Below are 15,804 nucleotides of genomic sequence, written 5' to 3' on the forward strand. Positions count from 1 at the left end.
GTGGTAATTCGCCGTGTTAACGTTGATTTTGAGTTTAGTTTATGTAAACTTTGTGTGTTATTTCGGTAAAACAGTGCACATAAAAAAAGACCACTGAATCGAATTCAGTGGTCTTGGGTGATTCTTATTGTCCTTCAGTCGTGTTATTGGTATCAGCGGTCGGTGTTTCCGATGAAGTCGCTTCGGAACTTGCTTCGGAGCTTGAACTTGCTTCCGAACTGCTGCTACTTTCTGAACTAGATTCAGAAGATGAACTTTCGGCGCTACTTGAGGAAGAAGCAGCTTCGGAACTACTACTGCTACTTTCCGAACTACGACTACTTGCTTCTGTGCTGGTGCTTGAACTACCCGTTGTTGTTGAACTAGAGCTAGCTGAACTAGCGGTTCCTGACGAGGCTTCACTACTGGAGAAGAGGTGACCAACAACGTAAAGTTCTTCGATACCGTTCTTCTTAGTCGTGCCAACTGAGCTTGGTTTGGTCCAATCAGAGTTTGGTGAATACTGTTGAAGGTAATTCATCATGGCGCGATAAATTTGTTGTGAAATCTTTTCGTTTGAGGTATCTAGATAACCACCAGCTTCGGTGGACTTATCATAGCCAGTCCAAACGGCGACCGAATAATTCTTCGTGTAACCGGCCATCCATGAGTCAACGACGGCATCGGATGGTACTTTGTTTTTATACTGAGAAGCATAGTTGTCAGTACCAGTCTTACCAGCTTGGTAAACGCCGCTGATCTTAGCGGTTGTCGCCGTCCCAGTAGAACTATTGATGACCCCTTTCAGCATATCAGTAATCATGTATGCCGTTGATTTCTTCATGGCGCGCTTACCAGTGCTAGTATACGATGTCGTAACGCCATCAGAAGTAGTCACTTTACGGATGTAGTATGGCTTATGATAAACACCACCGTTGGCGAACGCAGCGTAGGCACCGGCAACTTGTAAGGTGGAAACACCAGCACCGATCCCGTTGGCATAGTTAACGGTTTTGAGGTTCATCCCAAGGTTATTGGCAAAGGTTTTGGCTCGGCTTTTACCAACGGCTTGTAAGGCCCGAATTGCTGGGATGTTCCGTGATTGAACCAGTGCTTCACGCATCGTCATATTGCCCAAGTAATTATTGTCAAAGTCATGCACGGAAATGTTAGTCCCGGGATATTTGTATTTCGTATCAGACAACGACTTGTAAGTTGGCCAATTCAAATATTCAATGGCTGGTCCATAATCGAGAATCGGTTTCATCGTCGAAGCGTTTGAGCGTGATGTCCAGACAGCTCGGTTGGTTCCGTACGTGACATTACCGGTTTTCCGACCACCAATCATAGCTGAGACCTTGCCAGTGTATGAGTCAACAACCGATACCCCTAATTGGAAAGTCTGTTTTCCATTATTAGGATAGTTGACGTATTGAGACGTGTTGGCAATGTCATAAAGCCGTTTCTGGGCATCCATGTCAATGTTCGTATAAACTTTCTCGCCATCGGTTAAATTATAACCTTTTTTGAGGAGGTCTTGACGGACTTCGTTCAGGTAAGCATCCAAGATTTTATTTGTCTTTTCATGCTTCGCTAGGCTTGAACGTCCCGAACTAGTTAAGCCCGTCTTGACACTGACTTTTTCAGCAGCAGTTTCCTGACTCTTGGAGATGACCTTGTTATCGTACATCGCTTCCAGCACCAGATTACGGCGGCTAGTTGCGTATGATGGATAAGTCGTCGGGTCGTAGTAGGTTGGTGATTGCGGCATACCTGCGAGCAGTGCGAGTTGACTAAGGCTCAGATCTTTTAATGACTTACCGTAATAATACTTGGCGGCAGTCCCCATACCATAAATCCCGTTACCCATATAGACCTTATTGATGTAAAATTCCAGAATCTGAGATTTACTGTAATGTTTTTCAAGATTAAGCGCAATCCAGGCTTCCTGCGCTTTGACTTTCAAATTTCGATCCGAAGTACTGGTGGAAAAGACCGCAAGTTTAACGAGTTGCATGGTCAAGGTACTCCCACCTTGCATCCCGAGTGAGCTACCTTTTAAGTTGCCGACTGCAGCCCCAAGAATCCGGTAATAATCGACCCCCTTATGCTTGTAAAAACGGCGATCTTCGATTGAGACGACGGCATTCTTAAGTGTGGATGGGATATTACTAGACTTAACGTATTCGTGGTCGTTAGTTCCCAAAGAGGTCAAATACTTGTCGTTCTGGTCATAAATCTTAGCGGTCCCCGTATTGACAAGGTCACTCTGTTTGACTGTTGGTGCCGTCTGCGCATAGTAGAAGAAAAGTGCTAGACCAGCGAGTACCCCGATGACAAACAGTGCAGCTAAGGATAAAATAATCCGCCGAAACCAGTGTTTCTTAGGTGGTTTAGGTTGGCTTTTTCTGCGAGCAACCCGTGAGTTCTGTTCATTGTTACCTGCCATGATGTTCTCCTTTAATGAATTGATGAGGTCTCATCAATAATATGATCAAGCGCATCCAAATAGGGAATGCGTGGATTGATTTGATAATGTAGCTCCGCGGCTAAATGTTCAATATCCGTCAGTGGAATTGACTTGCGACCACCATCTCCTTGATGATCCCAATAAGTAAATAAGTCGCTGGCTGTTAACAAAAATAGGCGCCCCAAACTCGCAAACCGAATGATAACAAAACAGATTCCGCTTTGAGCTAAGCACTGGCGCATGTGCTTAATTTGATGCTCATGAAAGTTTTTTAGCGGAAAAGCCGTTTTGTTCTTGGTCTCCTTGGCCTCAAAATCTAAATACTTCCCCCGATAGACACCGTTATAATCAGTAGTAGAAGCTTGTTTAAAATAAGCTTCGCGGATTACAGCGGCGCTGCGTTTGGGATAATCGACTTTAACGATTTGAATGGGCGTTGGCTTTTTATGAATAACTGCGATATTATTTTCAAGATAATAGGCGTTACTATCATTGATTTCTTGTTCCAAGCTCATTCCACGATCGCCAAAATTGACGTTGGCAAATTTGGAAGATTTCGATTTAGTTGGGCCGGGTTGGCGATAAACTTGACCGTTTGGATAGCGAATCGTCACATTAATCAACCTCCTAATAATGTTACATTTTACCATTAACTAATAGGGAATGTGAAATATCTGTGAGTTTTTAACTGATTTAGACCGATTTAGTGACAGAAAGGAGACTTTTTTATGAGCCGGTTGTGGCTTAGTGGTTACCGGAGTTACGAGTTGAATGTCTTTGGTGATCAGGATGATAAACTAAAAGTTATTAAGTTTGCGTTAACTAATTACTTAACGACGCAGATCGAGGATGGTATGGATTGGCTGATAACGGGTGGTCAGCTCGGTATTGAACAGTGGACAGCGGAAGTAGGGTTAACGCTCAAAAAGACATATCCAGAATTGAAAGTGGCAATGATGTTACCATATGGTGAATTTGGTGGGCGCTGGAATGAAAATAACCAAGCTAAATTACAGACTTTGCTGGCCCAAGTCGATTTTCATGCACCAGTCAGTAAACAACCGTATGAAAATCCGCAACAATTAAAAAATTACCAAGAATTTATGGTTACCCATACGGATGCGGCCACTCTGGTATATGATCCAGATAACCCCGGGAAACCCACGTATGACTATGATTTGATTCGGAACTTTAGTGACACTCATCCGTACCCATTGACCCTGATCGACTTCGACTGGTTACAGGAAAGTGCCAATGAATATGCAGAAAAACAGAATAATGGTTTTAATTTTGAATAAAGTCTGCTACAATGTTTTAAGTAATGCGGATGCCGAATGGGTATCGCGCGAATAACAATGAGGTGTTTTTAAATATGGCTAAACGTAATTTTACTCCCAAAGACATCCTTCAAAAAGAGTTTAAGCCAAAGATGCGGGGTTATGATCCTGCCGACGTGGACGGCTTCTTAGATAATGTCATTAAGGACTATGAGTCATTTACTAAAGATAACCAACAACTTTCAGATGAAAATGAACGGTTACGGGCCAAGGTTGACGAGCTTACCAAGCAAGTCGCTGTCGGTGCAACCAGTCCATCTTCTCAACCGACTAGTACGGTGACGAATATGGATATTCTGAAACGTTTGTCTAACTTGGAACGTCATGTCTTTGGTGCCCAATTAGATAATAATCAAAATGAATCACACCGTCTATAATTGTGATTCGATGTAAATTCTGGGTAATCGCGGTCGGCTTATGTCGGCTGAGGAAGGTCCATGCTCGCACAAGCTGCGATGCTTGTAGTGTTCGTGCTCGGTGAAAAAATAAGCCGGGGTACCGATTTATCGGTAACGGCGGAAAAAACGGCTAAGGCTTCGGCTATGCCCGAGTATTCCTGAAAAGTGCCACAGTGACGATACTCAATTGGAAACGGTTGAGTTGGAACGCGGTAAACCCCACGAGCGGGCAACCCAAACTACGGTAGGGGCGCTTCACATAAGGAACTGAACTAAATGTGGGGGGAGATTAGTAATCTCGAGATAGATGATTACCGCCTAGTTAACAGACCCTGTACTTTAACTAGGTACAAAACATGGCCTACAGGAATTTACATTTAGACAGGAGACTGGGACAAAAGTTCGCTTTTGTCCCAGTTTTTTTATTCGATCAGTTAGCAAACTAGCAACTTATGCTAAACTAGGTGAGGAAACCAATTTAGTGGAAATATTTACTCAACAAGATGCGCCTACAGAACAGGCGTCGCAGGAGGAAACTATGCAAGAATTTAGATTAATTGCCACCGCCGCTAGCGGAATTGAAGCATTAGTGGGGCGTGAATTACGAGATTTAGGGTATCAAGTTCAAACTGAAAATGGCCGGGTTCGATTTAACGGAACGATCAAAGATATTTTGCGGACCAACTTGTGGTTACGAACGGCTGATCGAATCAAGATCATCGTTGGTGAATTTGATGCTTATACGTTCGATGAGTTGTTTGAAAAGACTCTCGCATTGCCATGGGACCAGTTATTGCCGATGGACGCTGAATTTCCAGTTGAAGGTAAATCGCGCAACTCTAAACTCCACAGTGTTCCCGACGTGCAGTCTATCGTCAAAAAGGCGATCGTTAATCAGTTAGCCGATACTTATCATCGGAGCGGGCACCTTCCGGAGACAGGCGCTTTGTTCCCATTAGAAGTGGCTATTAATAAGGATCACGTGTTGTTAACGCTGGATACAACTGGCTCTAGTTTATTCAAACGGGGTTACCGAGTCGAAAAGGGGGGCGCACCCTTAAAAGAAAACATGGCCGCTGCCTTAGTGATGTTAGCTAAGTGGTATCCGGATAATCCATTTGTTGATCCAGTTTGTGGTTCGGGGACGATTCCAATCGAAGCCGCTTTACTGGCGCGCAACATTGCCCCGGGGTTCAACCGCGCATTTGCGTGCGAAAAGTGGGACTGGGTTCCCGCTGGCCTGAGTCAACAATTGAGAGACGAAGCTGATAGTTTAGCCGATTACGACACTGAGCTGGATATTAGTGGGTACGATATTGACGGTAAAATGATTGATATCGCCAAGCTGAATGCGCGGGAAGCCGGGTTGTTGCATGACATTCATTTCAAACAACTGGCCGTCAAAGACTTTACGACTGACAAGATCAACGGGGTCCTAATTGCGAACCCACCATATGGGGAGCGGCTAAGCGATCGGGATAGTGTCCGGATTCTCTATCGGCAAATGGGCCAAGTTTACAGTAAATTGCCAAGTTGGAGCAAGTATATCTTGACCAGTGACTTAGAATTTGAAGACTTCTATGGACAAAAAGCCACGAAACGCCGGAAACTCTATAACGGTGCGTTACGGACAGATTATTTCCAATATTGGGGTAAACGAATTCGGCCAGCACGGACGGAATAAGCAAGCGACCTTTGTTGGTAAAAGTAGGTGAAAAATATTGGCAAATGAAATACCGCGGTCTGAAGTTGATTCCCAGCAGCTATTAGTATTTAAAGTGCTGGCTGACGTGGTTAGACTGAACATTGTTAAGTATTTGAAGCTGCAGGATCAGGCCGTTACTTGTGGGCAAGTCGGACAAGCAATGGGGATTAGTAAAACCGCTGGTTCATATCATTTTAAATTGCTGGAAAAAGCAGGATTAATAACCGTCAAAAAAGTTGCACGTGAAAAATACGTCATGTTGAACCCCAAAACTTTTGATCACTATGTTACCCATTTTTATCAAAGCCTTTAAATTGCTGAGTATTTTGGGCGGTCTTCAACTGTGATTCTGACTAATACCAGTTCTTAAGTGCCGATTGGTCTTTTGAACTGGTATTTTTTTGTTGCCGAATCGTTAGTGGGATGGTACGCTGTAATAGTTCAAAAATATTTGAACTATTGTGGGTGGCCACCCAACTAAATCTAAGAAAAAGATTGACATAGTAGATTTAAACTTTGTGAGTAGGCTTATTCAGCATTGGTAAGTCTGAATAAATGATAATGGGGCGGAAAACATGGAAAATCGACAGCGACAGTTTGGCTGGTTATTAGCGTTAACTTCATTAGGCTTTTTTATGGCAATGATGGACTCAATGATTGTGACAACGGCGTCAACAGCAATTAAAATTGATTTCGACATCTCGGAGGCCAGTTTACAGTGGGCCCTCAACGCTTACAATGTCGCGATTGCAGCAACGTTACTTGTGGGCGTTGCATTAGGTGATCGCTTTGGACGCCGCCGGGTTTATAATCTCGGCATTTTAGTTTTTACGCTGGGTTCAGTGTTTTGTGCATTAGCCAATCGAATGCCATTATTGATAGTGGCACGTGTCATTGCAGGTATTGGGGCCTCCGTCATGACACCGATGTCAATGGCTATTTTAACGGCTGCAGTTCCAGTTGCGAAGCGTGGGAAAGCTTTAGGAATCTGGAGCGGTATCGGTGGACTGGCACTGATTGTCGGGCCGGCTCTGGGTGGTCTAATTGTAGCTAAATTAACCTGGCAGTGGATTTTTTGGATCAATGTGCCACTTGGCCTGATTGTCATAGGATTATCCCGGTTCTATTTACCAGAAAGTACCGGGGTAGCAACACCAATTAATTTAACGGACGCAGGTCTTTCAATGTTAGCGATGACCGCAATCATTTGGGCCTTAGCTGCCAGTTCGACTAGTATTAATGGACTTGGTCCGTTCGTTGGCCTGATAATTGGCTTAGTTGCAGGCACTTGGTTTATCAAGCGACAGCAACATGTCGTTGCACCGTTAATGCCGTTAACGCTTTTTAAAAAGCGTATTTTTACGATGGGAAATGTGGCGACTTTTTTATTATATGCCGCGATGTACGGAGTCGTTTTCTTTTTACCCCAATTCTTACAAGTTGTTCAGCATGATAATGCGTGGGAGGCAGGATTGTCCTTATTACCTTGGACTGGGACACTAGTATTAGTTGCGCCATTTGCTGGCAAAGCTGTGGACCTCTACGGGGAAGCGATTGTGGCAGTTATCGGGCTATTATCTCAAACATTTGGGTATTTCATGCTTGGTTACCTAGTTGCCAACCATGTTGCTTATGTTATGATGATTGCTCCGCTGGCAATTGCTGGGATGGGATTGTCAATGGCGGGCCCCGCGTTACAGCATGCAGTTTTGGGGGGAGTGTCACCGGCAGTTATCGGTAAGGCAGCCGGAATTTACAACGTTTTTCGGTTACTTGGAGGTGCGGCTGGCACGGCAATTGCTGTGGTGGTGTTTACAGTGAGTAGTCGGGTACCTGCGATGAATGCAATTGGCTTTCAAACAGTCATGTTTAGTACAGCATTGATTTCAGCTATAGGCGCCGGTTGTGCTTGGCAAATAAGAAATTCAAAGAACTTGTAGCTGACAATAACGATCATTACAATGTGTGACAGATAGTTTGAGTAGCCTTAAAAGAGCGTGTTTAATCGGGTGACCGACTAAGCACGCTCTTTTAAGGCTAACGTTAACCATGGTTGAGCCTTTGATAATTAATTTAAATAATAATCGAAGAAATTAGCAACTTTGTTCATCAGAGGCACTTTGACCAGATGTTTGGCTTGATAACCCGTGATAAATGCCACTTGTTCAGCATACGGGGCGGTATGCACGCGGTCAAAGAAATTACGAGACTGTGAATAAGGAATCCGTTCATCCTCAGTACCATGCCAAAATAAAAGTGGCCGATGATTGATGGTTTCCGGTTGCAGGTTAAGATCATAGTGATCTAGCCAACTCGTCAATAGGGCTAAATCACTGGGAATGTAATAAGCATGGGCCTGCGTATGTTTGCGGACTAATTGGGCGTACGCGTTCAGGTTAGGGGTCCCCATAATGATTGTGGCTGCTTTAATTTCAGGATGATGGGTCAATAAAGCCCCGGTCGTCATGCCACCCATTGAATAACCGCCGACACCAATCTGCTCATTCAAAATGAGTTTACGCTCCCGGTAGTAATTCACAATTAGCTCGAATTCGCCAAGATTACCTTGGATACTGTTCCAAAAAGTAAATGAAGGAATCTGGCTAACGATTTGGTGTCGTTCACCGTGATTCATGGCATCGGGCAAGACGACTCGTAAATTCTTGCGAGCCAGTTTACGTGCTTGGGTCAAGACGAGTTCTTTATTGGACTGCCAACCGTGGTAAAAAATCACTAGTGGCAGCGGTTGGTCTAAATGGGTTGTAGTAACAACTTCCAGCGCAGGCACATCTTGAAAGTGTCGGTTAGTAACTTTGATCATATTTATCGGCTCACTTTATTAATATTATGATTAAGTTAACTGTGCCAGAAATGACTGCTGAATACAACTGATAGACTTGTTTAGTCAATATTTGGTCTTGTTAATTGTTAGTGATGTTAAAATAATGGTAATCGCCTGTTTATTAACTAGAATTACGGCCTCTAAAAAGTAATCTTAAAACGGAAGGTGTTATAAATGACCGAAATCGAAACGGCACTACTTCGGGACCGAAAAGCAAAAGTCCAGCAATATTTTGCGATGTGGGTCACTCGTGATTTTGAAGCGTTACCAAGAATATTTGCGGTCGATTGTTATTATCAAGAATGCTATGGACCAGCATATCTATCATTAGCGGAAGTTCAAGCCTGGATTGAACATCAATTAAGAGTTCAACGGGTAACGGCGTGGTCGATTCAGCGGTTGTGGTCAGTAACTGACAACATGATCTTTGCCCAGTGGTCCTTCACCGCTGTTACTGACCGGATGACTCAGTTTGATGGGCTTTCGGCAGTTCATTTTAATTTAGCAGGACGTATCGACGATTTACGAGAGTATCAGACCACGACTGCGCATGATTATCCTTATCATGGATCCGTGCTGTGATATGCGAAGCATGTGTGTCATAATGTAAGCGAAATCATTTTGAGCGTTGGGGGAATCAGTATGCAAGTTCAAGTTTCTGTTATTGTGGCTGCATGTAATGAGGAGCACTGGTTAAGGCGTTGTTTGACCTCATAAAAAAAACAGACATTAGCGGCCTTAGAAGTCATTATTGTTGATGATGGTAGTACGGACGGCACGGCTGCAATTTGTGACCAATATTGTGAGCGCTGGCCGCACCTATTTCGGGTTATCCATCAACGTAACCAAGGACAGGGACCTGCACGTAATGCGGGGATTACCGCCGCGCATGGTCGCTATTTAGGTTTTGTCGATGCTGATGATTGGGTCGAACCGACGATGTATGCGACCTTAGTAGCAACGGCTGAGCGTAGTCATGCCCAAATCGTCGTTTGTGATGTTCGTAAAATCTACGCGGCGACTCACCGCACAACTAGTCTGCTGAGCTTGCCAGATGCGACTGATCACGTGGCAATTGCGGCTTATCTTAAATACGGTCTAAATAATGCTTATTCCGGAAATAAATTATATGCACGTTCGTGTTGGCAGAAATATCGTTACCAGCGGATGGTCTACGAGGATTTAGATATTTTGCTGGACATGTTGAGTTGCTGTGAGCGAGTCGCATATGTGCAACAACCATTTTATAATTATTATAAACATGCTGGTTCGACAACTTTAGATTATACCAACCCACGACTGTTTGATATTATGACAGCCTATCAAGATGCCATTGAGCACGCCAAGGTGACGTATCAGGATGCGGTGACTTATTGCGTCGCTAAGCGAATTTTGATTAATTTAGCAACGCCAGGCTTTGCCGATTATCTAGCGGAGTTTATTGAACTGATACGACAATTGCGTCCTACTTTTGAAGCCAGTCCGTCAATAATGAGTGATCCGGCTATTAAAAAAATTTGTGATTATGTAGGTCAATTGACATTACCCCGGCGATTTATCTGTGAGCGTGAGGACTGGGCTCAATCGTGGCATCAGTATAGTCGGAATTTCAAAACGATTATACCGGTAGCTAAAGCATTGCCGGCCGATTTACGACAACGGTCTAACCACTTTAAACTCGATTATTGGTTGTTGAAAACGTTATTTGAACAAGGTGGCTTGCTGATTTTGGGTACCGTCAAGTTGCACCGACCGTTTGGGCGTTTACGGGCGGGAGGTGACGTGTTAGCCTTTGAAGGTGAACATTGTTTATTAGTTGGTGCGCAACCACGTTCTCCACTGATTTCTGAATTACTGCAACAGTTGATTGTTGGTTCCGAGTCACTAACAGAGTTGCTGACAATGGTTAAGGCACAGCCAGAACGATGGTCAGCGGGTACGCATAAGATTCGCTTGGTTGACATAAAAGATTGGCTACAATAGGGCGACGGGTCACTGAGTCATGCAGAGCAGCGGACTCAGTGACCTATTTAGTCATTGGTTACATTGAAAATGAATAAAAACTAAATAGCAATTTAAAATATTATATAATGATGATAAAATTAATTTTAGATTAAATTAAGAAAGGGTGAAAATATGTTAAAACCAGCACCATTGCACGTTGGTGACCACGTGGCCGTCGTCAGTCTTTCGAGCGGCACGCTCGGAGAACTCACGCAGCAGCATCAATTGAATCGGGGGCTAAAACGGATGCGCCAATTAGGGCTCGTCCCAGTCATGATGCCGAATGCTTTGAAAGGGCGACTGATTTTACAGCAACGCCCTGAATTAAGAGCCGCCGATTTGAAGGCGGCTTTCTTAGACCCAAGTATCCGTGGAGTTGTGGCGGCAATTGGCGGTGATGATACGTATCGAACCGTGCCATTTTTGATGGCTGATGAGCAGTTTAAGACGGCGGTTCGGCGGTCGCCTAAACTGTTTACAGGCTTTTCAGATACGACGATCAATCATTTGATGTTTTATCAGCTTGGACTGCAAACTTTTTATGGCCCCAATTTTTTAAGCGACTTGGCCGAATTAGGGCCGACGATGTTGCCGTATACCACGAAGACTTGGCAGCGTTACTTTGAAAATCCTCAGCAGACAAGCATTATTAGCAGTCCCGTGTGGTATGACGAACGAACAAATTTCAGTGAATCGGCGCAGGGAACACGGCGCATGACCCACACCGAAATGCACCATTACGAAGTGTTACGTGGTCACGGGACAATCAGTGGGACGCTACTTGGTGGTTGCCTGGACAGCTTTTATGATTTATTGACCACGACCCGTTATCCAGACGAACGGCAAGTTGCGGAACAGTTCAGACTGATTCCATGTGCAGCCGAATGGCGCGGAAAAATTCTGTTTATCGAAACGAGTGACGCGCAGCCGCAGCCAGATTTGTTCAAGCGGATGCTGCAGCGAATGCGACAAGCTGAGATTTTGACAAACGTAGCCGCCGTGATTGTAGGTAAGCCGCAGAATGAGCATTATTATCAGGAATACCGCCAAATTTTGATCGATGAGACAGCCGATTTGAAATTGCCAATTCTGTACAATATTAATTTTGGTCACGCTTTTCCGCGAACGGCACTTCCATATGGGGCGCAAGTGTGTATCGATTTTGAGCAAGCCACGTTAAAAATTTTAGAACCTTGGTTTGTGGAAGCTTAAGTAGTCATTGTTAAATTGGTATCGGCAGACGATCAAAAAGATATTCTTTGTTCATTGCAACGAGCAAAGAATAGTGCAATACGAGAGGAGTTGTCATATGAAATTACAAATTCGACGTTTTAAAACTACGGATGCGCCAGCAGCGGCGGCACTGATTGCGCGCACATTACTGACGAGTAATCAGGGTGACTATCCCAAAGCATACTTGGATCGGCTCATTACCCAGATGACACCGGCTTGGCTATGCCAAAAAGCTGCTGCGACGCACTTTTATGTCGGTTATTTTCAGCAGCAACTCGTTGCGACCGGGGCGATTGGGTCATACTGGGGGCGCCCAGGTGAGTACAGTCTGTTCACGATTTTTGTTGATCCGGAGGTTCAAGGCATGGGGGGGGCGTCAAATTCTGCATACCCTTGAACAGGATGTCTATTTCAGTCATGCCCACCGTGTAGAAATTCCAGCGTCCGTGACTGCGCACTTATTTTACCAACACTTCGGGTATCGACCTAAGCCTGGAGGAATCTACCCGGATGATGAAGGCCTGTATCGATTAGAAAAGTTTCCACATGAATCATTTCACTAGTAAATCACACTTTCCTGCATTGGTTTATAATGTAAACAAATTGTAAAGTGACTGCAATCAGTTTGAGAACTTATCTGCACATTTTATCGGTAGGATAAGGTGTGCAGTAAACGTACATATCAAACTAATGATGGGAAGGCGAGTAATTTGGTCATGCAGAAAAAGTGGCGGTTGATACTGCTGCTCGTGGGTTGTTTTTTAGGTGGTATCGGAGTCGTTCAGGCACACGCGGCGGTGCCGGATATCTCAGAGTGGCAAGGTCAGTTAACGAGTACCGAGGTTCAAAGTTTGAAGAGTCAGGCTGATTTTGTCATCAACCGGGTGCAATATGGGAGCAGTTATGAGGATCTCTACCACACCTCTAATGAGAGTCTCTATGTGAAATATGGTGTTCCGTTCGGGTCCTATGACTATGCGACCTTTACGAGTACCGCGACTGCCAAAGCCGAGGCAGATAAGTTCTATCAACGCGCAAATAAGAACACGAAGTTCTACGTCTTGGATTTTGAAACGACTTCCATGAGTAGCACGGCGGCCAACGCGGCTGTCAAGGCTTGGTATACTGAGATGCGGTCGTTAACGAGCAAGAAGTTGATTTTTTATTCGTACCAGTCATTTGCAACCACATACGCCAACACGGCACGGCAAAGTTTTGATGCCCAGTGGATTGCAAATTACTCCTCGAAGCCGACGATTTCGTTCTCATTGTGGCAATATTCCAGTAGCTATTATTTATCTTCGCTAGGACAATATGTTGATAACAGTTTGTATGACAGTGCTTCCGTGACGACATACCACCCGTTAAGCTGGTGGACTTCCGGGACTTCGGCATCATCGTCGACCAGTTCAACTAGCACGACGTATGCCTACAGCAGTTATACGAAAGGGCAACATGTGTACCTCAATAATGGGGCGTCGAGCTATTATGACGGCACAAAAGTGCCCAGTAGCGCTAAGAAAAAATACTACAAGGTCACAGCAACCAAGTCAGTCACTAAGAGTCGTTCCAAGCAGCTGGTTTACTTAAGTGGTCTAAATAAATGGGTCTTATCACAGGACGTCACCGGCTATTGGGTCGGCCAACACGGATTATATCAACTTCGTGAAAAGAGCACTTTGTTCAAAGATGTTAATTTGACAACCTCGACGGGTAAAACCTTGAAAAAGGGTGGCATCTACAGTGGTAAATTGGTTAAAAGTGGGAATTTCTATCGAATTAAGGTGAGTGGTGGTTATATCACGGCGAAGGTCTCCAAATCTGATCATTGGTACTATGAATCAGTACCTTCCAGTGGCTGGATCAAGACTAAAGTGGGACTCTACACCTATAAATCTTCAAACTTTGTTAAGTCTAATCGACACGCTTACCACGCCGCTGGTGATCGAATTAAAGTAACGAAGGTTTACCCACGGTCGGGTGGCTCACGCTATTATTTAACGAATAAAGGGAATTACGTTTCAGCCAACCGCTCAAACGTGGTCACACAATAAGTCAATTAAGTCGCTCAAAACGAGCATAGCCAGTTGATTACTAAACGACTTTCAGCAAGTTATTAGCTGAAAGTCGTTTTTTGAGGAAATACGTCGATTGGAAGTACGTTAAGATTAAAAAGTGCTACACTTATTTTAATTATATTTTAATCTTGTGGGGGTGGGAATACAATGAAAATTGGGACATTTTCTGCATCAACGCCGATTACGGCATTATCGCCAAACCGTTATGCTCGCGCACGACGGTTCTTGGCAACCCAAGGAGTGACCTTAGTTGCCGGTAATTTGACGGGACGACGGGATAGTTACCGTGCTGGTTCCATCAAAGAACGGGCGGCCGAAATCAACGCGTTAATTCATGATGATTCGCTGGACATCTTGATGGCAACGATTGGTGGGACGAACGCAAATTCGGTGCTAGCAATGCTCGATTACGAGTATCTCAATCAGCATCCCAAAACAATTGTCGGTTACTCCGATGCGACGGCCGTGTTATTGGCGGTGCAAACGCACGCGCCTAATTGTCGTGTGATTTACGGACCGGCCTTAGTAGCCTCACTTGGCGCCTTAGAGTCAGAGATCGTGACAACCACTTGGCAGAATTTTCTGACAGTCTACCGCGCAGCACCGGGGCAGGCCGTAACCGAACAGGCACCGGCACAGTGGACGGATGAAGCGGTCAATTGGGAGACCTTTGAACATCCGAAACACATGCACGCAAATACTTGGCATTATACGGCGACCCCCATTTTGACTGGCCGTTTGATCGGTGGGAACTTGAACACCATGTACGGGTTCTTTAACTCACCTTATTTTCCAAAATTAACTGGTAACGAGCTTTTATTTATTGAAGATGCCGAGAAAACTGCAGCAACGCTGGAAAAAAATTTCGTAATGTTAGCGTTGGCTGGTGTTTTTGATCAAATCTCTGGCATTATTTTGGGAAAACACGCGTTGTACGATGATCAAGGCAGCGGGCGGTTGCCAATCGATATCTTACAGGAGGTGCTGGGGGATCGCCAATTACCAATTATTTACGACTACGATAGCTGCCATACAGTCCCCATGCTCAGTACGCCATTGGGGGCGGATGTCCGGATTGATGCGCAGGCTCGAACGGTGACGTTTAGTCATTTTTAGACTAATAATCGTTATAAATTAGTCCAAAACCGCGAACCACAACAGGTAGTCAACGGGGTTGTAGTTGATGTTGCCAGGTTGTTGGTGAGCATCAAAACATAATGAGTTGGGAGTAAGCTCATTCAGTCGGTGATTGGTCAGACTCGAGGTCCAAGAAAAAACGTTTTTGAAGCTTAGTCGCGGTGTAACCAATTTGCTGATAAAATTGGTGCGCGCCTTGGCGTTCGATACCGGAATTCAATCGAATACCAGCGACGTGATAAAGGCGCGCTTGTTGTGCCAATGCGGTCATTAAGGAACAACCAACGCCTCGATGTTGTACGGTAGTGCTAACGGCGAGTGCCAATATATTGAATAGTGCTGGACCATATGTTTCTAAATAAACTTCAGCATGGACATAGCCAAGAACTTGTTGATCATTGGCGCTGGTCGCTGCTAGCAAGATATGCCGCTCTGGTTGTGACAGTAAGCGAGCTAAGTTTTGAGTCGTATTTATTAAGGGATAGTCATAGTTTAGTTGGTCAGCGTTTAATTTCTGAATCGTAGGGGCATCAGTAATTTGAACAGCTCGAATCATAAATGAAACCTTCTTTCGTGAAAATTATTCTCATTGTACGCTTATCTTATTCAGAATGGTAGTCG

The 15,804-nt window shown here is 44.5% G+C and carries 14 protein-coding genes, 1 other RNA gene and 1 pseudogene; 12 read left to right on the forward strand and 4 right to left on the reverse strand.

Annotation, left to right across the window (positions count from 1 at the left end; genetic code table 11):
- Positions 1–124: 124 nt before the first annotated feature.
- Together E5260_RS07540 and recU are read right to left on the reverse strand one after the other, a co-directional pair.
- Positions 125–2,428 (reverse strand): transglycosylase domain-containing protein, encoded by a 2,304-nt coding sequence (locus E5260_RS07540; RefSeq protein WP_003640483.1) that lies wholly within the window; start codon positions 2,426–2,428, stop codon positions 125–127.
- Positions 2,429–2,439: 11 nt separating this feature from the next.
- Entirely contained in the window at positions 2,440–3,063 is a 624-nt protein-coding gene (gene recU / locus E5260_RS07545; RefSeq protein WP_003644374.1) for a Holliday junction resolvase RecU, read from the reverse strand.
- 114 nt (positions 3,064–3,177) lie between these two features.
- On the opposite strand from recU, the gene E5260_RS07550 reads away from it, so the two are divergent.
- From E5260_RS07550 to E5260_RS07575, 6 genes are all read left to right on the forward strand, one after another.
- Complete coding sequence (locus E5260_RS07550) at positions 3,178–3,747, forward strand: DUF1273 domain-containing protein (RefSeq protein ID WP_003640485.1); 570 nt, start codon at positions 3,178–3,180, stop codon at positions 3,745–3,747.
- Positions 3,748–3,821: 74 nt separating this feature from the next.
- Entirely contained in the window at positions 3,822–4,163 is a 342-nt protein-coding gene (gene gpsB / locus E5260_RS07555) for a cell division regulator GpsB (RefSeq protein WP_003638751.1), read from the forward strand.
- A 15-nt stretch (positions 4,164–4,178) separates the two neighbouring features.
- Positions 4,179–4,553: RNase P RNA component class B (gene rnpB, locus E5260_RS07560), an RNA gene on the forward strand.
- A gap of 169 nt (positions 4,554–4,722) precedes the next feature.
- Positions 4,723–5,868: a THUMP domain-containing class I SAM-dependent RNA methyltransferase gene (locus tag E5260_RS07565; RefSeq protein WP_003644375.1), complete on the forward strand. Its 1,146-nt coding sequence runs from the start codon at positions 4,723–4,725 to the stop codon at positions 5,866–5,868.
- Positions 5,869–5,905: 37 nt separating this feature from the next.
- Positions 5,906–6,202, forward strand: a complete 297-nt coding sequence (locus E5260_RS07570) for an ArsR/SmtB family transcription factor (protein WP_003640488.1) — start codon at positions 5,906–5,908, stop codon at positions 6,200–6,202.
- 262 nt (positions 6,203–6,464) lie between these two features.
- Positions 6,465–7,829, forward strand: a complete 1,365-nt coding sequence (locus tag E5260_RS07575; RefSeq protein ID WP_003640490.1) for an MFS transporter — start codon at positions 6,465–6,467, stop codon at positions 7,827–7,829.
- Positions 7,830–7,957: 128 nt separating this feature from the next.
- On the opposite strand, the gene E5260_RS07580 is transcribed toward E5260_RS07575, so the two are convergent.
- A complete protein-coding gene (locus tag E5260_RS07580) occupies positions 7,958–8,710 on the reverse strand; it encodes an alpha/beta fold hydrolase (protein ID WP_003640491.1) in 753 nt (250 codons plus the stop codon).
- 195 nt (positions 8,711–8,905) lie between these two features.
- Here E5260_RS07580 and E5260_RS07585 point away from each other — a divergent pair, with 195 nt between their 5' ends.
- From E5260_RS07585 to E5260_RS07610, 6 genes and pseudogenes are all read left to right on the forward strand, one after another.
- On the forward strand, positions 8,906–9,313 hold the full coding sequence (locus E5260_RS07585) for a nuclear transport factor 2 family protein (protein WP_003640492.1): 408 nt from the start codon (positions 8,906–8,908) through the stop codon (positions 9,311–9,313).
- Between the two features lie 168 nt (positions 9,314–9,481).
- Complete coding sequence (locus tag E5260_RS07590; RefSeq protein WP_024971898.1) at positions 9,482–10,714, forward strand: glycosyltransferase family 2 protein; 1,233 nt, start codon at positions 9,482–9,484, stop codon at positions 10,712–10,714.
- Positions 10,715–10,867: 153 nt separating this feature from the next.
- On the forward strand, positions 10,868–11,947 hold the full coding sequence (locus tag E5260_RS07595) for a S66 family peptidase (RefSeq protein ID WP_003640494.1): 1,080 nt from the start codon (positions 10,868–10,870) through the stop codon (positions 11,945–11,947).
- A gap of 97 nt (positions 11,948–12,044) precedes the next feature.
- Positions 12,045–12,531 (forward strand): annotated as a pseudogene (locus E5260_RS07600) (GNAT family N-acetyltransferase).
- Between the two features lie 147 nt (positions 12,532–12,678).
- Complete coding sequence (locus E5260_RS07605) at positions 12,679–14,022, forward strand: GH25 family lysozyme (protein WP_024971773.1); 1,344 nt, start codon at positions 12,679–12,681, stop codon at positions 14,020–14,022.
- Positions 14,023–14,193: 171 nt separating this feature from the next.
- On the forward strand, positions 14,194–15,162 hold the full coding sequence (locus E5260_RS07610; RefSeq protein ID WP_003640497.1) for a S66 family peptidase: 969 nt from the start codon (positions 14,194–14,196) through the stop codon (positions 15,160–15,162).
- 118 nt (positions 15,163–15,280) lie between these two features.
- On the opposite strand, the gene E5260_RS07615 is transcribed toward E5260_RS07610, so the two are convergent.
- Complete coding sequence (locus tag E5260_RS07615) at positions 15,281–15,739, reverse strand: GNAT family N-acetyltransferase (RefSeq protein WP_003640498.1); 459 nt, start codon at positions 15,737–15,739, stop codon at positions 15,281–15,283.
- Between the last annotated feature and the right edge of the window lie 65 nt (positions 15,740–15,804).

It is taken from the genome of Lactiplantibacillus plantarum (assembly GCF_014131735.1).
Taxonomy (GTDB): Bacteria; Bacillota; Bacilli; order Lactobacillales; family Lactobacillaceae; genus Lactiplantibacillus; species Lactiplantibacillus plantarum.